We start from the raw sequence: 23,343 nt of genomic DNA, 5'->3' as shown, positions 1-23,343 counted from the left end.
CAACAGGAGTGACAGAGTGAAAAAACGCATTCTGATTGGCTTATCCGGTATTATTTGTCTCTTATTGATAACAATGGCGAAAGGTATGGCAGAAACACATAAAACTGAGATAGTCACTGCCGCAGAACAGGGTGATCTCGTGACGGTTCAGCAGTTAATCGGAGAGGGCGGGGATATTGAGCAGCGTGATAACCGTCTGCGCACACCGCTGATGGCGGCAGTACACGGTAACCGCATTATCGTGGCACGCTATCTGATTGAACAGGGCGCCGATGTGAATGCCGCAGATGCCATTATGGATACGCCGTATTTATATGCCGGCGCGCGCGGGTTACAGGATATTCTGGAAATGACGCTCAGTCACGGGGCTGACCTGAAAAGTACAAACCGTTATGGTGGCACGGCACTGATCCCGGCGTCAGAGCGCGGACATGTCAACACAGTGAAGACACTGATTGATGCCGGGGTGAATGTTAACCATGTCAATAATCTTGGCTGGACAGCGCTGATTGAAGCGATCATCCTCGGTGACGGCAGTCAGAAGTATGAGGATATTGTCACGTTGCTGATTGAAGGCGGAGCGGATGTTAATCTGCCGGATGGCTCCGGAGATTCACCACTGACCCTGGCAAAACGTCATGGCTACCGTAATCTGGCGGTTGTTCTCGAACAGGCGGGAGCACACTGAACCGCCGCACATCATAAATAACGAAAAAAAGCCCGGTCAGATGACCGGGCTTTTGTGTGTTTACGCAGTCACATCCGGCTGCGGTTTTGCCGGTCTCATATTGCCGGCAACAAACGAGATGATAAAGGCAATCACGCCCGGCAGTAACCAGCCGATCCCTTCTTTAAACAGCGGCATCCGGTGTAATACCGCCAGCACATTTTCACTGAGCAGACCGATGTTATTCAGGGTGTCGAACGCACTCATCACCACCAGCACCGCGACAGTAAAGCCGTAGGTAAAGCGCGGGTTACGCATTTTACGGCGCGCAAACTGCAGGAACACCAGCGCAACGGTGGTCGGATAAATCAGCAGCAGCACCGGAATGGTGACGCGCAGCAGCGTATCCAGACCGAAGGTGGAGACAATGGTGGTCAGCAGTGTGGATACCACCACCCAGAAACGGTAGTCCAGGCGCGGGTTGAATGTCGCGAAGAAATCCGCACAGGCACTGGTCACGCCGACAAAGGTGGTCATACTGGCGAGCAGTACGATACCGCACATCAGCCAGGTACCGAGCGCGCCGTAAAGGGCATCGACATAACGGGAGAAAATCTGTCCGCCGTTGGTGGCTGTCTGTGAAACCGCATCACTGGTTGCACCCAAATAAAACAGACAGATGTAGAGTGCAGCCAGCAGGCCGACCGCAATCAGTCCGGCTTTGATAGTGATAACCACCACTTCCTGCGGTGAGGTGATCCCGCGTGATGCCAGGGCTCGGGCAACAATACCGCCGAATGCCATTGCCGACAGCACATCCATGGTCTGATAACCATCAACGATGCCGGAGAAGAACGCAAAATCCACATACTGATTGATCGGTTCATTAATCGGTGACAGCGGTGTGCGCACTACGGCGATCCCCACAGCGACCAGCAGGAACAGCAGCGCCGGGGTCATAAACTTACCGATGGCACTGATCATCGTTCCCTGTTTAAGCATAAAAAACAGGGAAACGAAGTTAAACACAAAGGCAAAAATCAGATGGCTGGCGGTGCTTTTCTCAACAAAACCGAGCGGCAGAAAACCCAGTTCATACGCGGTGTTGGTGACACGCGGCATGGCGAATGTTGAGCCGAGGATCAGATAGAGCGCCACCCAGAATGTCACCGAAACCCAGCGCGGCAGATCGACAGAAAGCCGCTCACCACGGCCTTTGACCGCAACAGTAATCAGGGTGAGAAACGGCAGAACGACGCCGGTGACGATAAATCCGAGGGAGGTACTGAACCAGTCAGTACCCGAGTGATAACCCGCCATCGGCGGAAAAATGATATTGCCCGCACCCAGGAAAAGCGCAAAAACCATCATCCCGAGAACGAGCATGTCTTTTGTTGAAAACATAAAACAACCTGTACATGTTAAAATTAAATACTGTGATTTAGTTATTTTTTAAATGAAACCGTCAAAATAGTAACAAAATACAGGTTGATTAAAAGACGCTGAAGAGTAAACGGAACAAATTCCCTGATTAGGGGAATTTGAAAAAATATAATCCCGGTCACACAAACTTTTCTATGGCTGCTGCCACACCATCCTCATCATTGGAGGTTGTCACATATCCGGATTTTTGCTTGATGTGGTCAGCGGCGTTACCCATAGCGACACCCACTCCGGCGTACTCCAGCATGGAAATATCATTGTTCTGATCGCCGATACACATGACTTTGTCCAGTGTCAGCCCCAGTTTTTCAGTGACCAGTGCAACGGCACGCCCTTTGGTGGCATTTTTGGCCGAAATCTCCACAAAATGCGGCGCCGTCCGCAGAATATTGTAGCTGTCAAAGGAGACCTGCGGGATATACCCGGCGGCTTCACTCAGACGCACCGGGTTATCAACCATCATAAACTTGCTGAATTGCATTTCGCTGCTCATTTCCGCCAGCGGGCAGTAGTACAGTTGTGTTTGTGTCAGATAAGCATCCATCAGAGTATAGTGGCTGATATCCCGGTTTGTGGTGAACATTTCGCCGTTACTCAGCACGTGGAAATGTACGTTTATGTCGCGGGCGAGCGCTTCAAAATAACGGTAATCCTCAAAATCCATCAGCGTTTCAATCACCGGTTCGCCGGTTTCAGCATCATGAATCACCGCACCGTTGTTACTGATACAGTAATAACCGGCCTGATCCAGCCCTAATTCTCTGAGATAGGGCAGAATGCCGTTAAACGGGCGGCCGGACGTCAGGATGATATGAAGACCTTTCTCTTTTGCGCGGGTGACAGCAGCACTGACAGCGGGGGTAATCTGATGGTGAGAGTTAAGCAGGGTGCCATCGAGGTCAATGGCGATAAGTTTTACGGACATGCAGGCTCCTGAAAACAGCGGCAACAAAATAACAGACAGTTAAAATGTTATGCCGCCATTCGGGGGGGATGTCAATAAAGTCGCCTGTTGTGCGATAAGATTGCCGTTATTCATCAAAAACAGCTGAATACGCCGTATATTGTGCTGTGGCAGGAATTTCTCCTGCCGCTCCGAATGCGGAATGGGATAGTTGAAATCATATGGCTAAATATAATTTTGTTATTAATTGTTTAAGTTGCCTTAGTTACAGTCGTGAGTGAAATGCCACGGCTCTTTGATATCCAGGATGATATCCGGGTTTTGGCGGTAGTCGTAAGGGGTGATGTTATATTCTTTGCGGAACATATAGGTGAAATGAGATTGTGACCCGAAACCGAAATCAAGGGCGATATCAAAGATAGTCTGTTCACTCTGGCGCAGGGCGTTAACCGCACCGGCCAGACGGCGCTGACGGATGTATTTGCCGAGCGAGATACCGGCAACTTCTTTGAAGATCTTCTGCATATGCCAGAGCGAGTACCCGGAATAGGCAGCCAGTTCTTCGAGGTGGATGACACGACCCGTGTGGTTTTCTATCCATTTGCTAAGTGCGCACACAAGTGCGACATGATTATCTTGCGGCATTGATGATTTCGGCTCAGTTTCAGGGTTTTCCAAGTATACAAGTTTATTTCATTATGACAAAACAGGGTGTTATCTGTTTATGCGCTTCCTGCTGATGAAATGAATTTTTTTGTGAAACAGCACACTCATTCCGCTAAAGTATGTGACGATACCGGAATGTAACGAAATCTTGTGAACGGGTATAATTCAGATGAAAATAGGCGAAACATGAAAAAAATCATAATTATCCTGCTGCTGATTGTTGCCGGTGTATTTTTTTATATTGCGGCGCTCGATAAGTACTGCGATCAGCGTGAGGATTTTATGCTGGGAATCTGTGAGATTACGAAATTTATTCCGTCAGACAAGGGCTGAGTTTTGCCTTTTCCCTCTGATTATCTTGTTGCTAACGGTATTCAAGGCAGCAAAATGATGTTTTAATAACGGGCTTAAACTTTTCAGGATGCAGTGATGCACGACGCAGAATAATAATATAGCCGTTACAGAGGATCTAATGTCAGAAGTACAGCAGGAGCAGACGCTCAAGCGCGGATTAAAAAACAGACACATACAGCTTATCGCATTGGGTGGTGCTGTGGGTACGGGGCTGTTTCTGGGAACAGCCACAACGATTCAGATGGCGGGGCCTTCTGTCCTGCTCGGTTATGCAGTCGCCGGGTTTATTGCGTTTCTGATCATGCGCCAGCTTGGCGAAATGGTGGCGGAAGAGCCGGTGAGCGGGTCATTCAGCCATTTTGCCCATAAATACTGGTGTGGTTTTGCCGGCTTTTTATCCGGCTGGAACTACTGGGCGATGTTTGTCCTGGTCGGCATGGCGGAACTGACGGCGGTTGGCGAGTATATCAAGTTCTGGTGGGATGTTCCGACCTGGATCTCTGCGGCAGTTTTCTTTGTGCTGATAAACCTGGTTAATCTGGTGAACGTCAAGGTTTACGGAGAAACTGAATTCTGGTTTGCCATGATCAAAGTGGTGGCCATTCTCGGCATGATTGCCTTTGGTGCTTATCTGCTGATCAGCGGTAACGGCGGCCCGCAGGCTTCTGTCACTAACCTCTGGGAGCTCGGCGGATTTATGCCGCATGGCTGGAGCGGTCTGCTTTTCGCAATGGCGATTATCATGTTCTCCTTCGGCGGCCTCGAACTGGTCGGTCTGGCGGCAGCGGAAGCGGAAAACCCGCGTTACAGCATTCCGAAAGCCATCAATCAGGTGGTTTACCGTATCCTGATTTTCTATATCGGTTCCATTACCGTTATCCTTTCTCTCTATCCGTGGACAAACATTGTCGAGAACGTCAGTCCGTTTGTGCTGATCTTCCGTGAAATCGGCCATGCTTTTGGTGCCGCGGATTCTGTGCAGGGCAATATTAACCTGTGGATTGCTCATGCGCTGAACGTGGTGGTACTGACTGCGGCGCTTTCTGTTTACAACAGTGGTGTTTACAGCAACAGCCGCATGCTCTACAGCCTGGCCCGGCAGGGCAATGCACCATCCTTCCTGCAGCGTATCAGCCCGCGCGGGGTGCCGGTGAACTCGATTATGCTGTCCGGCCTGGTCACCTCCGTGGGGATCCTGATCAACTACCTGCTGCCGAAAGAAGCATTCTCGCTGCTGATGTCGCTGGTAGTCACCACGCTGGTGATTAACTGGATCATGATTTGTATCTCTAACCTGAAATTCCGTCAGGCGAAGATAAAAGAGGGCGTGGAGCCGTTCTTTAAGGCACTGTGGTATCCGTGGGGCAACTATATCTGTCTTGCGTTCCTGGCCTTTATCCTGGTGCTGATCGCGCTGATGGAGCCGTTACGGATATCAGTGATCCTGCTGCCGTTCTGGATTGGCTTCCTGTGGCTGACATACCGCTATTATGAACGCCGCCGTGCCGCGAAAGCATAACTGCAGATAATAAAAAACCGGGGAAAAATCCCCGGTTTTTTATGTTCAGGAATACTTAAAACTGCCAGCGGGCCCACATAAACAGGACGTTACCGTTATTGTACGTGCCCGGAATATAAGTGGCCTGAATCGCCAGGCGGTTATATTCCACCGATGCCAGCGGCAGCGGTACCGGGATCGGGATATAGTGATAGTCATCCCGCGCAGTCACACCAATGGTAAAGCCGACACCGGCTTTGAAACCGTCCTGTCCCTGCGGCATCCACATCTTCTGGAACCCGTAACCGACAATCGGCTCCCATTTATTGTGTGAATCCTTAAACGCCATGGCGTACAGACTGTGCCAGTCGTTATCCTCATCATAGTAGGATTTGCCGAACCCTGCACCCCACGGCTTTTCATTGTATTTATCTGTTTTTTCTTTGTCGTAGGTCAGACGGTTATGCCATGTCCAGAACGGAACATATAAATCATACTGGTCTGACTGCCAGACGTTGGTGACATTGCGTTTAAATGTTCCCCACAGTCCTTCTGAAGCTGCTGTATCATTTGTGACGCTGTCACTCTTTGATGTGTCCTGCTCCTGTGCTGCTGCGGGCTGTCCGGCCATCAGCAGGGAGGTAAGCGTCAGGGCGCTGATTGTGCTTAAAGAAAGCTTCATGAATGACTCCTGGTGTGACAATAATCATTTATCCTAAAACGATTATTCTGCTCATAACAAAAGATTGTAATTAATAGATAACAATAATAATAACATATATTTCATATTATTTTTATACTGCCTGTCCGGTTTAAATCTAAACAAAATATCAACGGACCCCGGTACCCGGCAGATTCTTAGCACGGAAATAATGAAGTAAGGCAGCTTATCGTTCTTGCAGAAAAGACACAAAGTTGTAATTTCTTTATATGTTTAAACACAAGCGGTTATCAAATTTGCGTATAACGTTACCGGAACATGTTATTAATATTTCTAAATATGTGCACCAGATCTTCCCGCTGAAAAAATCGCTTGATTTCCGACCTGTCCTATGTGATAACTCAAATGGGTAAACGAGGTACGCTTCTGTTTTTTAAGCAGTAACGACTAGTTTGTATACGCCGGTTATCGGCAAATTTGTAGGATAGGAATTTTATCAATGGCTAAACTTAAAGGCACCGTTAAGTGGTTTAACGAATCAAAAGGTTTTGGTTTCATCACTCCGGCTGATGGCAGCAAAGACGTGTTCGTACACTTCTCTGCAATCATGACCGATGGTTTCAAAACACTTGCTGAAGGCCAACAAGTTGAATTTGAAGTGCAGGATGGTCCTAAAGGCCCTGCTGCTGCCAACGTCACTAAAGCATAATTATCGCCGGCAGCAATACTGCCTCTGATAGTTGGTTTTACCAGCGTGGTTAACGCGACAGCCTGATAGCCGTTTCAACAACGAGTGTATATCACTGACGCAAATTCAGACCCTGTGCCCTTGCGGCATGGGGTTTTTTATTGCCTGTTCTGCGGTGGTTTCCTGTCAGCGGATGCGTATAATTCACTATACAGAGTGGTTCAGCAAACAGGAGATATCAGGGTGAGAATCAACGCATTAACCATTGCAGGAACGGATCCGAGCGGCGGCGCGGGTATTCAGGCAGATTTAAAAACCTTTTCCGCACTGGGCGTTTACGGCACCACGGTAATGACAGCGCTGGTGGCACAAAATACCTGTGGCGTGAATTCTGTTCATTCTGTCCCGCCGGAATTTGTCGCAGCACAACTGGATGCGGTCCTGACGGACGTCAGAATTGACAGCGCCAAGATCGGTATGTTGTCTGACGGCGGTGTGATCCGCACCGTGGCTGAGAAATTGCGTCAGTATCCTGTGCCGTATGTGGTGCTGGACACGGTTATGCTGGCGAAAAGCGGCGATCCGTTGCTGAAAGCCGAAGCGGTTGATTTACTGATCTCTGAATTATTACCTCACGTTTCGATTATCACCCCCAATCTGCCCGAAGCGGCGGCATTACTGAAAACGGCTGCCGCCACAGATGAAAAAATGATGCAGCAGCAGGGCGAGGCACTAATGGCCGCCGGGGCAAACGCCGTATTGCTGAAAGGCGGTCATCTGGATAACGCTGAAAGCCCTGACTGGCTGTTTCTGCCGGAAGGCCGTCACCGCTTTACCTCAACCCGTATTCCGACTAAAAACAGCCACGGCACCGGCTGCACATTATCTGCGGCAATGGCGGCATTGCGTCCGCAGTGTGCGGACTGGGCGGAAACCACGGAGGCGGCAAAACAGTATCTGCACGGGGCGCTGGCGGCGGCAGACAGCCTTGAAGTAGGCCACGGACATGGTCCGGTTCACCATTTTTATCAGTGGTGGTGATATCGCACGATAATTGGTGTATATTGCGCGCTTTTCAGGGGGGAAGATATGGAAACGGGTTCATCTGTGCGTCTTAATAAATACATCAGCGAAAGCGGCATCTGCTCCCGCCGGGATGCGGACCGCTACATTGAGCAGGGATTGGTCCTGATCAACGGCAAACGTGCGGCTATCGGCTCACAGGTGATGCCGGGTGATGTGGTTAAAGTCAATGGTCAGCTGATTGAGGCGCGGGAGCAGGATGATCTGGTGCTGATTGCCCTTAATAAACCGGTGGGCATTGTCAGCACCACCGATGACGGCGAGAAAGACAATATAGTCGATTTCGTCAATCACAGCACCCGTATCTTCCCTATCGGTCGCCTGGATAAAGATTCTCAGGGATTGATTTTCCTGACTAACCACGGCGATCTGGTCAACAAAATTCTGCGTGCCGGTAACGATCACCAGAAAGAGTATGTGGTGACGGTCAATAAACCGATCACCGATGATTTTATCCGTGGTATGGGCGCGGGTGTGCCGATCCTCGGTACGGTCACCAAAAAATGTAAAGTGAAGCAGGAAGCGCCGTTTGTTTTCCGCATCACGCTGATTCAGGGGCTGAACCGTCAAATCCGCCGCATGTGTGAACATTTCGGCTATGAAGTGACGAAACTCGAGCGCGTCCGCATCATGAATATCAGCCTGACCGGGATCCCGGTGGGCGAATGGCGTGATTTAACGGATGATGAGCTGGTCGAACTCTTTGATGCGATTGAAAAATCCTCCTCTGAAGATAAAAAAGTTAAAAAGCCGGCTGCAAAACCACAGAAGCGCGATAATAAAATTAAAGTCGCTCCGCCGGTTTATCCGGGGTCAGACAAACAGCAGAAGAAGAAAGAAAGCGGTAATGATAATAACCGCCAGCGTTTTGCTCAGGCAGGGCGGAAGAAGAAGAAACGATAATTATCTGTCTGCTGAAAAGTAATCTGCAGCTCCCCGGAACAAACAGGGAACACAAAAAAATCAGGCCGGTTATCCGGCCTGTTCTGCATTTAAGCAATCGTCACTTTCTTATCGAGATACACATCCTGCACCGCATTAATCAGTGCCACCCCGTCTTTCATCGATTTCTTAAAGGCTTTACGGCCGAGGATCAGCCCCATACCCCCGGCACGTTTGTTGATCACCGCAGTACGGACCGCATCCGCGAGGTCATTATTACCGGATGCACCACCGGAGTTAATCAGCCCCGCACGGCCCATATAGCAGTTCGCCAGCTGATAACGGACCAGATCAATCGGGTTATCCGTGGTCAGCGTGCTGTAAACACGCTCATCAGTATGGCTGAAGCCGATAGCTTTAAAGCCGCCGTTATTTTCCGCCATTTTCTGTTTGACGATATCCGCACCGATTGTCGCCGCAAGGTGGTTTGCCTGGCCGGTTAAATCCGCGCTGGCGTGATAATCCACCCCGTCTTTTTTGAAGGCCGGGTTGCGCAGGTAGGCCCACAGTACCGTCACCATGCCCAGTTCATGGGCGCGTTCAAAGGCCGCAGAGATTTCCTCTATCTGACGGCGGGATTCCGGTGAACCGAAATAAATCGTTGCCCCGACTGCCACTGCACCCATTTCGAAAGCCTGCTCAACACTGGCGTACAGTGTCTGATCATACTGCGCAGGCAGGCTCAGGGTTTCATTGTGGTTGATTTTGACAAGGAACGGGATGCGGTGTGCATAGCGGCGGGCAACAGAAGCCAGTACGCCGTAAGTGGATGCCACGCAGTTACAGCCTGCCTCGATAGCCAGCTCGACAATGTTTTTCGGATCAAAATAGAGCGGGTTAGCGGCAAAAGAGGCCGCCGCAGAGTGCTCAACGCCCTGATCCACCGGCAGAATGGAGAGGTAACCGGTTCCCGCCAGACGACCGTGATTAAACAGCGACTGCATGGAACGCAGCACGGTATTCGGCCGGTTATTATCAATCATCACACGGGTGACAAAGTCATCGCCCGGCAGATAAAGATTGTCTTTGGGAATGGTGGTGCAGGTATGTTCAAGAAGAGATGATGCATCATTGCCTAACAACTTAACGATATCAGTCATGGTATATAAACTCCGATTCCTGTAGCGTGTTATAAAATTGTCACGGATTGTCGTGGATTGTGTTTAAGATAACAACCCGCAGTGTGGCGGTAACCGGCACTGGATCGCTTCAGGCAGCACGGAAACGGTGAATTGCTGACCTGTCAGCGGTTCGCCGTCGAGATTAAACACCATCTCATGTGCCGCGCTGATAGTGATCCGTGTGCTGCGCTTCATGATAACGCCTTCCGCTTCACCCTCATTAAAGAGGCTGTTCCAGAGTGAGCGCGGCCAGTTGCGTTCCGGCAGAATACTGAGGTTAAGCAGACCATCGTTGATCCGCGCATCCGGGCACAGTTTATGCCCGCCGCCCGCCTGGCAGCCGTTGCCGACACCAATCACCAGCGCGTCATCCTGCCAGTGAAAATCATCACAGCTGATCGTGCAGTGGTCCGCTTTCAGCAAATCGCTGCGTGTCAGGCCGTGGAGAAAATACGCGGCACCGCCGAAGGTACTTTTCAGGGCTTCCGGGGTATCTGTGGTAATTTTCGGGCCGAATCCGCCGGTGGCCATATTGATGAAATAATGAGATTCATTGATACAGCCGATATCAATGGCGACCGCGCTGCCCCTGGCGGCCAGTAGCAGGGCTTTGGTTTTATCTGCCGGTATGCCGGCTGCGGTGGCAAAATCATTGGCGGTGCCGAGCGGCAGAATACCGAGAACAGGGCGTTTTTCAGCCGGATAGGTCATCAGAGCACTGCACACGGCATTAATCGTACCGTCGCCTCCGGCGGCAATCACGGTGGCGGCTTTCAGCTGACGGGCTTCGCGGACAAAGCGGGGAATATCTTCCGGTTCCCATGTCACCCGCACCTGAATGTCTTCTCCGCTTTCCCGTAAGTGCCGGACAGCCTGACGAATACCGTCATCACCGGCGCGTTTTCCGTTAAGAACCACTATATGCGTTTCCGCCATACCAGACTCCGTGTTCAGATTACGTCTTTTAAAGATAACAAACACAGACGGTTTACGCTCGGAAAAATGGCAGGGGAAAAAAAGGGAAGGGCACAAAAAGAAAAGGTTGGCTCAAGGGAGATTGAGCCAACCAAGGAGGTGGTTCCTGGTATTACATGTTGCGTTTTAGTTCTTCATTTTCTTGTCCGATACTACGAAATAACCAAAGTGATTGTTGTGATCGGATTCGAAAATTCAGAATTTTACCCGTTTGTGACCGCAGCATCGGTAAATTCCGGCATATGCGGATTACGGGTGCTGGTGCCCGGTAAATTACGGATCAGCAAGGCAAATTCCAGGTTCACGTCATCCGGTACCGGCAGATAGACGATATGACCGTTACCCGGCGCGACATCGGTGGCTTCCCCTTTGCGGTTATTCATGGCATCGAGGATAAAGCTGATATTGCCGTTCGGGGTCATCAGTTCCAGGCTGTCGCCGACGGAGAATTTGTTTTTGACATCCACTTCAGCGAGGCCGTTCACGCGGTTGCCGGTAAACTCGCCGACAAACTGCTGGGAATCAGAAACGGAATAACCGTACTCATAAGTCTGATAAGCGTCATGAGTATGACGGCGCAGGAACCCTTCGGTATAACCGCGGTGTGCCAGGCCTTCCAGCGTGGTCAGCAGAGACGGGTCAAATGGTTTTCCGGCAACGGCGTCATCAATGGCGCGGCGGTAAACCTGGGCGGTACGGGCGCAGTAATAGAAGGATTTGGTGCGGCCTTCAATTTTCAGGGAGTGAACGCCCATCTGTGTCAGTTTTTCGACATGCTCGATAGCCCGCAGATCTTTGGAGTTCATAATATAGGTACCGTGCTCATCTTCGAACGCGGTCATATATTCCCCCGGACGCTGTGCTTCCTCAATCAGGAACACTTTGTCAGTCGGTGCGCCAACGCCGAGAGTCGGCTCAATATTTTTCACCGGGATAGGTTCCTGCTTGTGGACAATATTGCCGACCACATCTTCTTTGCCTTCTTCCACTTTATATTCCCAGCGGCAGGCATTGGTGCAGGTGCCCTGGTTAGGGTCACGTTTGTTAATGTAACCGGAAAGCAGGCAGCGGCCGGAGTAGGCCATGCACAGTGCGCCGTGGACAAAGACTTCCAGTTCCATATCCGGCACATTTTTGCGGATATCGGCGATTTCATCGAGTGACAGTTCACGGGAGAGGATCACCCGGGTCAGTCCCATCTGATGCCAGAATTTGACGGTTGCCCAGTTTACGGCGTTGGCCTGAACGGATAAATGAATGTCCATTTGCGGGAAATGCTCGCGCACCATCATGATCAGACCGGGGTCAGACATAATCAGTGCGTCCGGCCCCATGGCGATCACCGGTTCCAGGTCACGGATAAACGTTTTCAGTTTGGCGTTATGCGGGGCGATATTGACCACGACATAGAATTTTTTACCCAGTTCGTGGGCTTCCTGAATGCCTTTGGCGAGGTTTTCGTGGTTAAATTCGTTGTTACGGACACGCAGGCTGTAACGCGGCTGTCCGGCATAGACGGCATCCGCACCATAGGCGAACGCATAGCGCATATTCTTCAGCGAGCCTGCCGGAGAGAGTAATTCGGGTGTGAACATAATGTATTCCGATCTGAGTTCAAGTCAGAACCTTCCCCGGAGGGGGAGGCGTAATCAAGGCGTTGGATTCTAGCGCGTCATCCGCCCGGTATCAAATGAATTACTGAAAATGGCATGAATATCGGATAACGATTTGATATAGTTTCGTTAAATTCAGTGACGCGGCGGAAAATCTCCGCTGCGTTATCATTTACTATAGTCTGTTACAGCGTGGATACATGGAAAAACGTCATATTGCAGTCTGGATCGGTCTGGTTCTTAACCTGGTTTTCCTGGGGATTATCTCCTATATTCCGGCGGCACTTGAGCAGTACCGGGATGAACTGGATTATCAGATGCAGCAACTGATTGAAGTCTTACCGTACGTGAAAATTCTGATGACCGGCGGGATAGCAGCTCAGCTGCTCAGCCTGGCATTTTTGCGTAACCAGCCGAAAGCGGGTCTGGTTTTCGCCATGATCGGCGGTATTATTTTTATTCCGCTGGGCTTTATCTTTATCGTCGGTTACCTCTACGACTACAACCGTGTGATCTACCGTTCACTGAAAACAGTACCGAAACTGGCACAACTGCCGTTTGAGGTACTGCTGAAATTCAATAAACAGCGCCAGATCAATATGGTGATGCTGTACGGCGCGATCGGTGTGGTACTGCTGGTGATGGGGATGGATATCGGCGGGATCATGGTTGCTATGAGTATTGTCCTGCTGATTAACGCACGGCGTATCCAGTATTATCCGATGCTGGCAATTGTCGGCGATAACCTGCTGTTTACCCCGGGGCAGTATGCGGTCTGCTATGAAGCGCCGCTGAGTGCTTTCACCGTGATGACAAACAGCCGCTCGGTGCTGAAACTGCATATTAAGACCGGCGAACTGAACCGCGTCTTCCGTATTGCCAAATCCGATCTGGCAGAAGATGAAAATAACACGCTGGATAAAATCCTCGCACGGCTGGAACGTTCCACGCTGATACAGTAATCCGGGACCGTAAATAAAAAACGGCGGTCACGTCAGTGTCCGCCGTTTTTTACATCTCACCTCAGTCAGATTCAGATAATCGTGGCGGCAATAATCTCCGCCGGGCCACCTTCCCAGCGGTAACCCAGTCCGTAAACAGAATGAATAAAATCTCGGTCACTGTCCAGCAGCCCGAGCTTACGGCGCAGATTTTTGATATGGCTGTCAATCGTGCGATCTGTCACCACGCGGTAATCGTCATACAGATTATCCAGCAGCTGGTTGCGTGACAGTACCGTCCCCGGCTGTGACACCATGGTGCGCAGCAGACGGAATTCAACCTGGGTGAGATCCAGACTCTGTGCCCCGAAACGCACCTGATAATTCACCTCATCAATAATCAGGGTGTCACGTTTATCCTCTGCGGTATCGTTACTGCGCTGACAACGGCGCAGAATGGTTTTGATCCGCGCCACAACCTCACGCGGGCTGTAAGGCTTGCAGACATAATCATCCGCCCCGATTTCCAGCCCGAGCAGACGGTCAATCTCTTCGGTTTTGGCCGTGACCATCATGACGGGCACATCACTGAACTGACGGATTTCCCGGCAGAGTGTCAGGCCGTCTTTCTCCGGCAGCATCAGATCCAGTAAAATCAGATCCGGTCTGTTCTCCTGCACCCAGGCCGTCACTTCACCGCCGCGTGCCAGCCAGTGCGTACGGTAATGGGCTGCGTGCAGATAATCTGTCAGTAACTGAGCCAGTTTCGGCTCATCTTCCACAATAAGGATCAATTCAGCATGTTGTTCCATGCAGTCAACTCCTGTCAGTCAGGCGGGGCAGGATCAGGGTGATGGTCACGCCGCCGAGCGGGGACGCTGATGCACTTATCTGCCCGTGATGTGCTTCCGCGATTTTATCACAAATAGCAAGGCCGAGTCCGGATCCGCCGCTGGCCCGGTTGCGGGAGGATTCGCTGCGGTAGAAACGTTCAAAAATCTGTGAAAACTGTGCGTCGGTCAGCCCCGGCGCACTGTCTGACCAGTCAATCCGGATCTGTGTTTCATCCTGCTGCCCGCGTACCACAATCTGTCCGCCGCTGTCGGTATAGCGCAGGCTGTTTTCCAGCAGATTATGGAACAGCTGACCGAGCCGCGCGTCATCCCCGAAAACCATCAGGGTGTCCGGCAGTTCTGCCGTAACAGCGATATTTTTTTCCTGTAACCGGTGGCGGAATACACCGATGGAACGGCTGATCACATCGGTCAGGTTACATAATTCTTTGCGGTAAGAGAGTGAGCCGCGATCAGATAATGAAAGCTGATGCAGGTCACTGACCAGTTTTGTCAGCGTCTGCACTTCCGCCAGCAAAGACGCCAGTGTTTCCGGTGTCGGCTGACGTATTCCGTCCTGAAGGGCTTCGAGCTCACCCTGTAACACCGCCAGCGGGGTACGCAGCTCGTGTGAGACATCCGCCATATAATCGCGGCGCATCAGCTCATTTTTTTCCAGTGTGGAGGCGAGCTGATTAAAATCATCAGCCAGCCGGGCAATTTCATCTTTGCCGTGAACCGGCACGCGGCTGCTGAAGTTACCTGCTGCCAGCTGGTGTGTGCCTTCCGCCAGCCGTTTGACCGGACGCAGGAAGCCGCGCGTCAGCAGCCAGGTGACCACCAGAGTGACCAGCAGCACCAGCGCCGAGACTATCCAGCTGGTACGTGCCTGCTGATGTGAAAAGCTTTGGTCGGCGGCCCGGTTGATCTTGTCATCTGCCGGCATCACCACCCAGCCGACGATATTACCGTTATATTTGACCGGTTTGCGGTAGAGCTCGCCGGGTGGTACCGGACCGTGTCCGAACAGGCGTCGGTCATCCTCATCCAGCAGCCAGAAGCGCATTTTCCACCCGCGTTCCATATGCTGCATATGGCGGTCGGTATCCAGCGCCCGCAGTGCCTGCATAAAACCGCGCTGATTATTGCGCAGAAAATACCAGCTGCCGTAATCGGCATATTGTTCAGCGACAACATCGGCGATCATCTCCGTCCGGTCTTCGGCGGAGCGCTGAAGATAGCCGAGAAAGCCCTGTTCAAAACTGAAACGGATAGCCAGATGCATCGTCAGCACCACCAGCATACAGGTGGCAAAAATGGCAAGAAACAGTTTGTGGCCTATGCCGGTTTTCATGCATTTTCCTCCGTACTGAGAACGGATTGTCCGGCGGATCCACCGGTTTTTTTGCGGCGCAGCCGGTCAAAGAACAGGTAAATCACCGGCGTGGTATAGAGTGTCAGGATCTGGCTGACCAGCAACCCGCCGACCACGGTTATCCCGAGCGGCTGGCGCAGTTCCGCGCCGTCTCCGCTGCCGAGTGCCAGCGGCAGCGCACCGAACAGGGCGGCCAGGGTGGTCATCAGGATCGGACGGAAGCGCAGAAGGCAAGCCTGGAAAATGGCATCCCGCGCACTTTGCCCGCCGCGCTGGGCAGCAATGGCGAAGTCCACCATAATAATGGCGTTTTTCTTCACAATCCCGATCAGCAGCATTATTCCTATCAGCGCGATCAGGCTGAACGGCGTATCAAAGAAGCGCAGCGCCAGCAGTGCGCCGACCCCCGCGGAGGGCAGGGTGGATAAGATGGTCAGCGGATGAATAAAGCTCTCATACAGCATGCCGAGCACCAGATACACCGTGATAATGGCAGCGATAATCAGCAGCACCTGAGACTGTAATGTCTCCTGGAACAGCTGTGCGGTTCCGGCAAAGGTACCGCGCACCCCGGACGGCACACCCAGCTCCACCATGGTGCGCTCTACCGCCGCCACGGCATCTGACAGGGAATAGCCTTCCGCCACGTTAAAACCGACGGTCGAGGCCGCTGACAATCCCTGATGGTTAACACTCAGCGGTGCATTCGCCGGACGCCATTGTGCGAAATACGCCAGCGGAACCGGTTGTCCCTCTTTATTGATGACAAACATTTTGTCCAGCGCGCTGACATCCTGTGTATATTGCGGCGCGACTTCCATCACTACTTTATACTGGTTCAGCGGTTCATAAATGGTGGAGATCTGCCGCTGACCGAAGGCGTTATTCAGCAGGTTATTGGCATCATTAACACTGATCCCGAGCTGCGCCATCACATCACGATCATAGGTCAGCGCCATTTCCGCGCCTTTATCTTCTTTATCCGAGTTGACATCGGTCAGCTGCGGCAGTTCGCCGAGGGCTTTGCGGATTTTCGGCTCCCATTCGCGCAGCAGGGATAAATCATCCGCCAGCAGGGAATACTGATAACTGGAGTTGGACTGACGTCCGCCTGCCCGCACATCCTGTACCGGGATCAGGAACAGATTGGCACCCGGTTCATCCGCGAGGGTGATACGCAGCCGGTTGATCACATCCTGGGCGCTGTCTGTCCGCTCATCCAGCGGATTGAGTGAGATAAACATAAACCCGCTGTTTACCCGCCCGCCGCCGGTAAAGCCGGTGACACTGGCAACATCTTTATCACTGTGAATGCGCTGCATAAAGGTGCGCATTTTCTGCTCCATCGACTGGAACGAAATGCTCTGGTCAGCGCGGACAAAACCCAGCAGTCGCCCGGTATCCTGATCCGGGAAAAAGGTTTTTGGTACAGAGATATAGAGCCAGACCGCGAGAGCAATGGTGCCGGTGAAAATCAGCAGCACCCAGCGGCTGTGTGCCAGTACCACGGTCAGGCTGCGCCCGTACCATTGCTGGATGCGGAACAGGATCCGGCCCGCGCCGCGTTTGCGCTCCCGTGCCGGTGCCGCACGATTTTTCAGCAGATGTGCGCAGAGCATCGGAGTGAGTGTCAGGGAGATCACCAGCGAGATAGCAATGGCGGTGGTCAGGGTGATGGCAAATTCGCGGAACAACCGCCCGACCAGGCCATCCATCAGCAGCAGCGGGATAAACACCGCCACCAGGGAGATGCTCATGGAAAGCACGGTAAACCCGACTTCGCTGACCCCTTTGAGGGCGGCTTCTTTCGGTTTCAGTCCGTTTTCAATATGACGGGCGATATTTTCCAGCACCACAATTGCGTCATCCACCACAAAGCCGGTGGCGACGGTCAGGGCCATCAGTGACAGGTTATTGAGGCTGAAGCCGCACAAATACATGGCACTGAAGGTGCCGATAAGCGAAACCGGCACCGCCAGCGCCGGGATAATGGTGGCGCGTCCGGAGCGCAGAAACAGGAATACCACCAGGATCACCAGCCCCACCGCAATGGTCAGTGCGCGTTCCACTTCGGTCAGTGAGGCGCGGATGGTCGGCGTGCGATCCTGCGCGACCTGCAAATCCACACTGGCGGGAATGGCATCCTGTAATACCGGCAGCTGTTCGCGGATACGGGCCACGGTGGCGATAATATTGGCACCGGCTTCACGGCGGATCACCAGCAGGATCGCAGGTTTGCCGTTGCTCATTCCGGCAGCGCGGACGTTTTGTACCGAGTCTTTCACGGTGGCAACATCGGCCAGGCGTACCGCCGCGCCGTCATTGTAATGCACAATCAGCGGACGATAATCCTCCGCCGTTTTCAGTTCACTGTTACTGTCAATCTGCCAGCGGCGTTCATTGTCAGACAGCGATCCCTGCGGACGCAGTACGTTGGCATCGGTAATTGCTTTGCGCACGCTGTCGAGGGAAACGCCCTGGTTAAACAGCTGTGACGGATTAAGCTCCACACGCACAGCAGGCAGCGAGCCGCCGCCGACTGAAACCTCACTCACGCCTTCAATCTGCGACAGGCGCTGTGCCAGCCGGGTGGAGGCGATATCATAGAGTTTGCCGGTATCGAGGGTGTCCGATGTCAGCGTCAGGATCATAATCGGTGCATCGGACGGGTTGGATTTATAGTAACGGGGGCGTGACGGCATCCCGGACGGCAGCAGGTTCTGCGCGGCGTTGAGTGCCGCCTGCACATCCCGTGCGGCACCGTTGATATCGCGGTTAAGCTCAAATTCCAGGGTGATACTGGTACTGCCGAGGGAGCTGGAGGATGTCATTTCTGATACCCCGGCTATCTGCCCGAGTGAGCGCTCCAGCGGCGTGGCGACAGAGGAGGCCATGGTTTCCGGCGAGGCACCCGGCAGTGAGGCGGTGACATTAATCACCGGATAATCCACCTGCGGCAGCGGTGCCACCGGCAGGAACAGGAAGCTGATCGCCCCGCACAGGGTGATGGCGAGGCTTATCAGCGTCGTCGCCACCGGGCGGGCGATAAACAGGGCGAACAGCCTCATGATGAGGCTCCTGTGTTATCACTTTCCGGGGTAAACCGGGCGTTATCGCGCCAGTGAGACAGGCGGTCAAACAGCAGGTAAATCACCGGGGTGGTAAAGAGGGTCAGGATCTGGCTCATAATCAGCCCGCCGACCATACAGACCCCCAGTGGCTGGCGCAGCTCGGCACCGACCCCGGTACTGAGCATCAGCGGCACCGCACCAAACAGCGCAGCCATGGTGGTCATCAGGATCGGGCGGAAACGCAGAAGACACGCCTGATAGATCGCATCATACGGCGACAGCCCCTGTTCGCGTTCTGCGGCGAGGGCGAAGTCAATCATCATAATGGCGTTTTTCTTCACAATCCCGATCAGCAGAATAATACCGATAATCGCAATCACATCCAGCTCATTGCCCGCCATCATCAGCGCCAGCAGCGCACCGACCCCGGCAGTGGGCAGGGTGGAGAGGATAGTAATCGGGTGAATAAAACTTTCATACAGAATGCCGAGTACAATATACATCGCCACCACAGCGGCGAGGATCAGCCACAGGGTATTGGACAGGGCATTTTCAAAGGCGAGAGTCGCGCCCTGGAATTGGGTGGTGATATCTTTCGGCAGGCCGATACGCTGCTCCGCTGATTTCACCGCATTAACAGCCGCTTCCAGCGAACCGTCCGCCGGGATATTAAAGGAGAAAGTGGCGGACGGGAACTGCGCCAGATGATTGATCGCCAGCGGCCCGAAGCGCTGCGAGACAGTGGCAAAGGCTGACAACGGCACCGAATTGCCGTCTTTGTTGGTCAGACGGATACTGCTGAGCGCATCCGCGCCCGGTGTCAGCGCGGTGTTATTTTCCAGCACCACGCGGTACTGGCTGGCCTGGGTATAAATTGTGGAGATAAGACGCTGACCGAACGCATTATACAGTGCGTTATCAATGTTGGTCATGGTCAGCCCCAGCCGTGATGCGGTATCGCGGTCAATATCGATATAGGCCACCAGCCCTTTATTCTGCCAGTCATTACCGGTGTCGGTCAGGGCATCACTGCGCTCTAATTCCGTCATCAGACGCGGCACCCACAGATCCAGTTCCTCAAGGGAATTCGCCTGTAAGGTAAACTGATACTGGGTGCGGGAGGTCTGGGTATCGATAGTCAGATCCTGGGACGGCTGGAGATACAGTTTCACGCCGGGCAGGGTATCGGCCTTTTCCTGTAACCGCGTGATGATAGCTTCCGCGCGATCAGCCCGCTCAGACAGCGGTTTCAGAGTGATTTGCAGGCGTCCGGTGTTCAGTGTGGCGTTGCTGCCGTCGATACCGGCAAAGGCAGCGATATTGGCGACCGCCGGGTCATCCGCCAGCAGACGGCTGATCGCCTGTTGTTTCTTACTCATAGCCTGAAACGACACGGACTGCGGGGCTTCCAGCGTTCCCTGAATCAGTCCGTTATCCTGGATCGGGAAAAAGCCTTTCGGAATAAACAGATAGAGGATGACGGTGAGCGCCATGGTACTGAACGCAACGCCGAGTGTCAGCCATTGGTGGCGCAGCACCCACGTCAGCCAGCGACCGTAACCGGCAATCACCCGCTCAAAAAAGCGTTCGGTGGCGCGGTTAAAGCGGTTATGGCGGTGAGCAGATTCCGGTTTCAGGAACCGGGCGCACATCATCGGTGTCAGTGTCAGTGACACGATACCGGAAATCAGGATCGCCACCGCAAGGGTGATGGCAAACTCACGGAACAGGCGACCGACAATATCCCCCATAAATAACAGAGGGATTAACACGGCAATCAGCGAGAAGGTCAGTGAGATAATGGTAAAGCCAATCTCACCGGCACCTTTCAGGGCAGCGGTCAGCGGTTTGTCGCCTTTTTCCAGATAGCGGGCGATATTTTCCACCACCACAATTGCATCATCCACCACAAATCCGGTGGCGATAGTCAGTGCCATCAGTGTCAGGTTATTAACGGAAAAGCCGCAGAAATACATCACCGCGAACGTACCGACCAGCGAGAGTGGTACCGCCACGCCGGGGATCAGCGTCGCAGCCATATTGCGCAGGAACAGGTACATCACCATGATCACCAGCGCAATAGCTAAGAATAATTCAAACTGCACATCTTTGACTGAGGCGCGGATTGCATCTGTCCGGTCAGTCAGAACCGTCACAGTCACGGATTCCGGCAGCGTTTCCACCAGTTCCGGGATCAGAGCCCGGATGGTATCGGTGGTGGCAATTACGTTCGCGCCGGGCTGGCGCTGCACATTGATGACAATGGCCTGTTTATCATTAACCCAGGCACCCAGCTGGGTGTTTTCCGGCCCTTCCTGCACAGTTGCCACATCCCGCAGGCGGATTGGCGCATTGTTTTTGTAGCTGACAATCAGGTTCTGATAATCTTCCGCCGATTTCATCTGGTCGTTGGCGGACAGCGTTACCGATCGCGCCGGGCCGTCAAGGCTCCCTTTGGCGGAGTTGACGTTGGCGTTGTTAATCGCGGTGCGGATAGTTTCACTGTCCAGCCCGTAAGCGGCAACCGCATTGGCATTTAACTGCACCCGCACAGCAGGGCGCTGACCGCCCGCCAGCGTCACCAGACCGACGCCTTCCACCTGGGAGATTTTCTGGGCGATACGGTTTTCCACCATGTCCTGTAACCGTGTCATCGGCATGGCATCGGAGGTGACGGCAAGGGTCAGTACCGGCGGATCTGCCGGGTTCACTTTGCTGTAAATCGGCGGATAAGGCAGGTCATTCGGCAGCAGATTGGTTGCCGCGTTGATGGATGCCTGCACTTCCTGCACCGCCACATCAAGCGGCAGGGAGAGCTGGAACATCAGGGTAATCACAGAGGCACCGCCCGAGCTTTGCGACGACATCTGTTTCAGTCCGGACATCTGCCCGAACTGACGCTCCAGCGGTGCGGTCACGGCGGAGGTCATCACATCCGGACTCGCGCCGGGATAGAGCGTGACGACGCGGATAGTCGGGTAATCCACTTCCGGCAGCGACGAGACCGGCAGCATGCGGTAGCCGACAATCCCTGCCAGCAGGATCGCCAGCATAAACAGGCTGGTGGCGACCGGACGCAGAATAAACAGACGGGACGGGCCGCCTGCACGGGTTTCAGGATTATGTCCGGACATCAGGCCTTATCTCCGGCTGCGGCTTTTTTTTCACCGGACACGACGTCCACCTGTGCGCCGTCAGTCAGGCGGTCGATTCCGTCAGTCACCAGGGTATCACCGGCGCTGACGCCGCTTTTGATCACCACGCGCTCCGGGGTCTGTAATTCCACATCCACAATCTGTTTGCGGACTTTATTTCCGGCTTCCAGAAGCCAGACATAGTTGCCTTCGGTGCCCATCTGCAGTGCGGCATTCGGGATCACCACGGCATTTTCCAGCTGCCCGACCTGCAGCAGTACATTGACAAACTGGTTCGGGAACAGCAGGTCATCATCATTGGTAAACCGCGCTTTGGCTTTGACTGTGCCGGTGGCGGCATCTATCTGGTTATCCAGTGTCAGCAGTTTGCCCTGTGCCAGGCGGATGCTGTTATCTTTGCTCAGTGCGGTGACGGTAAGTACCGGCAGGGTGTGCTGCGCCATGCGGATCAGCGGGATATCATTTTCCGGAACGGTAAACAGTACATCGGCAGGTGCGGTCTGGTTGATCACCACCAGCGGCATGGCGGTTCCGGCAGTAATAAAGTTGCCGGTATCCACCTGACGCAGACCCATTTTTCCGCTGATAGGCGCGGTGATACGACTGTAGGTCAGTTGCAGTTTCGCGCTGTCGATAGCCGCCTGATCCACCTTAATACCGGCTTCTGCCGATTTGACGGTTGCCTGCTGGGTATCCAGCTCCTGTTGTGAAATCACATTAGTGGCCGCGAGTTTCTGATAGCGGCTCAGGTCACGGCGGGCATTGGCGAGCGTGGCCTGATCTTTGGCGAGCTGTCCCTGTGCCTGGGCCAGCTGGATCTCAAACGGACGCGGATCGATAGTGAACAGTAAATCACCGGCATTCACTTTCTGTCCTTCCTCAAAATGGATCTGCATCAGCTGGCCTTCCACGCGGCTGGTTACCGTCACGGAATTTGCTGCCTGTACGGTACCGAGTGCTGACAAGGTGCGGGGAATGGTCTCCGAAACGGCGTAGGCTACCTGTACCGGTGCCAGCGGCGGGCGGCCGGGACGGTTACTGTTTTTGCCTGCGGAAGCGCCCGGCTTGCCGGCAGCAGGCGGGGTAGCCGGTGCCGCAGAGTGAAAGTAATGATAGGTGCCGTAACCGGCTGCGCCCAGAAGGAGAACGGCAATCGTAATGCCTGTGCGTTTCTTTCTCTTTTGTACATTATTCATTTTGGGATTACTCATCATTCCTTTTTACCCGGTGCTGCCGGGGTACACGTAAGGGCGCAAAACAGCCTGAATTATGATAGGGATAGTGTACTGGTAAATCTGATTGTAAAAATGGAAGAATTGTGAAAATAACGTTGATACAGGTAAATATATGTGA

General features: G+C 53.1%; 19 protein-coding genes. 7 read left to right on the top strand and 12 right to left on the bottom strand.

Annotation, left to right across the window (positions count from 1 at the left end; all coding sequences use genetic code 11):
• Positions 1-73 precede the first annotated feature (73 nt).
• Positions 74-688, top strand: a complete 615-nt coding sequence (locus ACF8OF_RS15665) for an ankyrin repeat domain-containing protein (RefSeq protein ID WP_392497357.1) — start codon at positions 74-76, stop codon at positions 686-688.
• Between the two features lie 60 nt (positions 689-748).
• Here ACF8OF_RS15665 and brnQ read toward each other — a convergent pair whose 3' ends face one another.
• The 3 genes from brnQ to ACF8OF_RS15650 form a co-directional block, all read right to left on the bottom strand.
• On the bottom strand, positions 749-2,071 hold the full coding sequence (brnQ, locus tag ACF8OF_RS15660; RefSeq protein ID WP_279796422.1) for a branched-chain amino acid transport system II carrier protein: 1,323 nt from the start codon (positions 2,069-2,071) through the stop codon (positions 749-751).
• 157 nt (positions 2,072-2,228) lie between these two features.
• Positions 2,229-3,035: a sugar-phosphatase gene (yidA, locus tag ACF8OF_RS15655; protein ID WP_392497102.1), complete on the bottom strand. Its 807-nt coding sequence runs from the start codon at positions 3,033-3,035 to the stop codon at positions 2,229-2,231.
• Between the two features lie 240 nt (positions 3,036-3,275).
• On the bottom strand, positions 3,276-3,659 hold the full coding sequence (locus tag ACF8OF_RS15650) for a helix-turn-helix domain-containing protein (protein ID WP_025154859.1): 384 nt from the start codon (positions 3,657-3,659) through the stop codon (positions 3,276-3,278).
• Between the two features lie 207 nt (positions 3,660-3,866).
• Here ACF8OF_RS15650 and ACF8OF_RS15645 point away from each other — a divergent pair, with 207 nt between their 5' ends.
• Both ACF8OF_RS15645 and ACF8OF_RS15640 read left to right on the top strand, forming a co-directional pair.
• Positions 3,867-4,013: a PhoP/PhoQ regulator MgrB gene (locus ACF8OF_RS15645; protein ID WP_025154858.1), complete on the top strand. Its 147-nt coding sequence runs from the start codon at positions 3,867-3,869 to the stop codon at positions 4,011-4,013.
• A 139-nt stretch (positions 4,014-4,152) separates the two neighbouring features.
• Positions 4,153-5,553, top strand: a complete 1,401-nt coding sequence (locus ACF8OF_RS15640; protein WP_262864103.1) for an amino acid permease — start codon at positions 4,153-4,155, stop codon at positions 5,551-5,553.
• A 55-nt stretch (positions 5,554-5,608) separates the two neighbouring features.
• On the opposite strand, the gene pagP is transcribed toward ACF8OF_RS15640, so the two are convergent.
• Entirely contained in the window at positions 5,609-6,214 is a 606-nt protein-coding gene (pagP, locus tag ACF8OF_RS15635; protein ID WP_275983600.1) for a lipid IV(A) palmitoyltransferase PagP, read from the bottom strand.
• Between the two features lie 478 nt (positions 6,215-6,692).
• On the opposite strand from pagP, the gene cspE reads away from it, so the two are divergent.
• From cspE to rluF, 3 genes are all read left to right on the top strand, one after another.
• Positions 6,693-6,902 (top strand): transcription antiterminator/RNA stability regulator CspE, encoded by a 210-nt coding sequence (gene cspE / locus ACF8OF_RS15630; protein ID WP_004239901.1) that lies wholly within the window; start codon positions 6,693-6,695, stop codon positions 6,900-6,902.
• Positions 6,903-7,124: 222 nt separating this feature from the next.
• On the top strand, positions 7,125-7,922 hold the full coding sequence (gene thiD, locus ACF8OF_RS15625; protein WP_262867688.1) for a bifunctional hydroxymethylpyrimidine kinase/phosphomethylpyrimidine kinase: 798 nt from the start codon (positions 7,125-7,127) through the stop codon (positions 7,920-7,922).
• 48 nt (positions 7,923-7,970) lie between these two features.
• Complete coding sequence (rluF, locus tag ACF8OF_RS15620; RefSeq protein ID WP_279796430.1) at positions 7,971-8,867, top strand: 23S rRNA pseudouridine(2604) synthase RluF; 897 nt, start codon at positions 7,971-7,973, stop codon at positions 8,865-8,867.
• 89 nt (positions 8,868-8,956) lie between these two features.
• Here rluF and fbaB read toward each other — a convergent pair whose 3' ends face one another.
• The 3 genes from fbaB to yegQ all read right to left on the bottom strand — a co-directional run bounded on the left by fbaB (position 8,957) and on the right by yegQ (position 12,597).
• The gene (gene fbaB, locus ACF8OF_RS15615) at positions 8,957-10,006 is read right to left on the bottom strand and encodes a class I fructose-bisphosphate aldolase (protein ID WP_004235228.1); all 1,050 of its coding nucleotides are present in this window, start codon (positions 10,004-10,006) and stop codon (positions 8,957-8,959) included.
• 63 nt (positions 10,007-10,069) lie between these two features.
• A complete protein-coding gene (gene yegS, locus ACF8OF_RS15610; protein ID WP_262859382.1) occupies positions 10,070-10,963 on the bottom strand; it encodes a lipid kinase YegS in 894 nt (297 codons plus the stop codon).
• A 242-nt stretch (positions 10,964-11,205) separates the two neighbouring features.
• Complete coding sequence (gene yegQ, locus ACF8OF_RS15605; RefSeq protein WP_262859381.1) at positions 11,206-12,597, bottom strand: tRNA 5-hydroxyuridine modification protein YegQ; 1,392 nt, start codon at positions 12,595-12,597, stop codon at positions 11,206-11,208.
• Positions 12,598-12,815: 218 nt separating this feature from the next.
• Between yegQ and ACF8OF_RS15600 the strand changes: the two genes are divergently transcribed.
• Positions 12,816-13,577 carry a hypothetical protein gene (locus tag ACF8OF_RS15600; RefSeq protein ID WP_392497101.1) on the top strand — a complete coding sequence of 254 codons (762 nt, stop codon included), beginning with the start codon at positions 12,816-12,818 and terminating at the stop codon, positions 13,575-13,577.
• Between the two features lie 71 nt (positions 13,578-13,648).
• Here ACF8OF_RS15600 and baeR read toward each other — a convergent pair whose 3' ends face one another.
• From baeR to ACF8OF_RS15575, 5 genes are read right to left on the bottom strand one after another with little or no spacing between them, the layout of a single operon-like run.
• Positions 13,649-14,368, bottom strand: a complete 720-nt coding sequence (gene baeR / locus ACF8OF_RS15595; protein WP_262881956.1) for a two-component system response regulator BaeR — start codon at positions 14,366-14,368, stop codon at positions 13,649-13,651.
• 4 nt (positions 14,369-14,372) lie between these two features.
• Positions 14,373-15,743, bottom strand: coding sequence for a two-component system sensor histidine kinase BaeS (gene baeS, locus ACF8OF_RS15590; RefSeq protein WP_392497100.1), 1,371 nt, complete (start codon positions 15,741-15,743; stop codon positions 14,373-14,375).
• Positions 15,740-18,832, bottom strand: a complete 3,093-nt coding sequence (mdtC, locus tag ACF8OF_RS15585; protein ID WP_392497099.1) for a multidrug efflux RND transporter permease subunit MdtC — start codon at positions 18,830-18,832, stop codon at positions 15,740-15,742. The genes baeS and mdtC overlap by 4 nt, the downstream gene beginning before the upstream one ends.
• On the bottom strand, positions 18,829-21,969 hold the full coding sequence (locus ACF8OF_RS15580; protein ID WP_392497098.1) for an MdtB/MuxB family multidrug efflux RND transporter permease subunit: 3,141 nt from the start codon (positions 21,967-21,969) through the stop codon (positions 18,829-18,831). Before ACF8OF_RS15580 ends, mdtC begins: the two co-directional genes overlap by 4 nt.
• Positions 21,969-23,186: an MdtA/MuxA family multidrug efflux RND transporter periplasmic adaptor subunit gene (locus tag ACF8OF_RS15575; protein WP_392497097.1), complete on the bottom strand. Its 1,218-nt coding sequence runs from the start codon at positions 23,184-23,186 to the stop codon at positions 21,969-21,971. Before ACF8OF_RS15575 ends, ACF8OF_RS15580 begins: the two co-directional genes overlap by 1 nt.
• Positions 23,187-23,343: the final 157 nt, after the last annotated feature.

Source organism: Morganella sp. TYF_1, from assembly GCF_043105645.1.
Lineage (GTDB): Bacteria > Pseudomonadota > Gammaproteobacteria > Enterobacterales > Enterobacteriaceae > Morganella > Morganella morganii_B.
The sequence above is the reverse complement of the archived record's forward strand: the minus strand, read 5'-3'. Positions and strand labels throughout refer to the sequence as shown.

Bases quoted from the DNA above. Each gene is read 5' to 3' on its own strand.
- ACF8OF_RS15665 (WP_392497357.1), top strand. From the start codon at position 74: ATGGCGAAAGGTATGGCAGAAACACATAAAACTGAGATAGTCACTGCC.
- brnQ (WP_279796422.1), bottom strand. From the start codon at position 2,071: ATGTTTTCAACAAAAGACATGCTCGTTCTCGGGATGATGGTTTTTGCG.
- yidA (WP_392497102.1), bottom strand. From the start codon at position 3,035: ATGTCCGTAAAACTTATCGCCATTGACCTCGATGGCACCCTGCTTAAC.
- ACF8OF_RS15650 (WP_025154859.1), bottom strand. From the start codon at position 3,659: ATGCCGCAAGATAATCATGTCGCACTTGTGTGCGCACTTAGCAAATGG.
- ACF8OF_RS15645 (WP_025154858.1), top strand. From the start codon at position 3,867: ATGAAAAAAATCATAATTATCCTGCTGCTGATTGTTGCCGGTGTATTT.
- ACF8OF_RS15640 (WP_262864103.1), top strand. From the start codon at position 4,153: ATGTCAGAAGTACAGCAGGAGCAGACGCTCAAGCGCGGATTAAAAAAC.
- pagP (WP_275983600.1), bottom strand. From the start codon at position 6,214: ATGAAGCTTTCTTTAAGCACAATCAGCGCCCTGACGCTTACCTCCCTG.
- cspE (WP_004239901.1), top strand. From the start codon at position 6,693: ATGGCTAAACTTAAAGGCACCGTTAAGTGGTTTAACGAATCAAAAGGT.
- rluF (WP_279796430.1), top strand. From the start codon at position 7,971: ATGGAAACGGGTTCATCTGTGCGTCTTAATAAATACATCAGCGAAAGC.
- fbaB (WP_004235228.1), bottom strand. From the start codon at position 10,006: ATGACTGATATCGTTAAGTTGTTAGGCAATGATGCATCATCTCTTCTT.
- yegS (WP_262859382.1), bottom strand. From the start codon at position 10,963: ATGGCGGAAACGCATATAGTGGTTCTTAACGGAAAACGCGCCGGTGAT.
- yegQ (WP_262859381.1), bottom strand. From the start codon at position 12,597: ATGTTCACACCCGAATTACTCTCTCCGGCAGGCTCGCTGAAGAATATG.
- ACF8OF_RS15600 (WP_392497101.1), top strand. From the start codon at position 12,816: ATGGAAAAACGTCATATTGCAGTCTGGATCGGTCTGGTTCTTAACCTG.
- baeR (WP_262881956.1), bottom strand. From the start codon at position 14,368: ATGGAACAACATGCTGAATTGATCCTTATTGTGGAAGATGAGCCGAAA.
- baeS (WP_392497100.1), bottom strand. From the start codon at position 15,743: ATGAAAACCGGCATAGGCCACAAACTGTTTCTTGCCATTTTTGCCACC.
- mdtC (WP_392497099.1), bottom strand. From the start codon at position 18,832: ATGAGGCTGTTCGCCCTGTTTATCGCCCGCCCGGTGGCGACGACGCTG.
- ACF8OF_RS15580 (WP_392497098.1), bottom strand. From the start codon at position 21,969: ATGTCCGGACATAATCCTGAAACCCGTGCAGGCGGCCCGTCCCGTCTG.
- ACF8OF_RS15575 (WP_392497097.1), bottom strand. From the start codon at position 23,186: ATGAATAATGTACAAAAGAGAAAGAAACGCACAGGCATTACGATTGCC.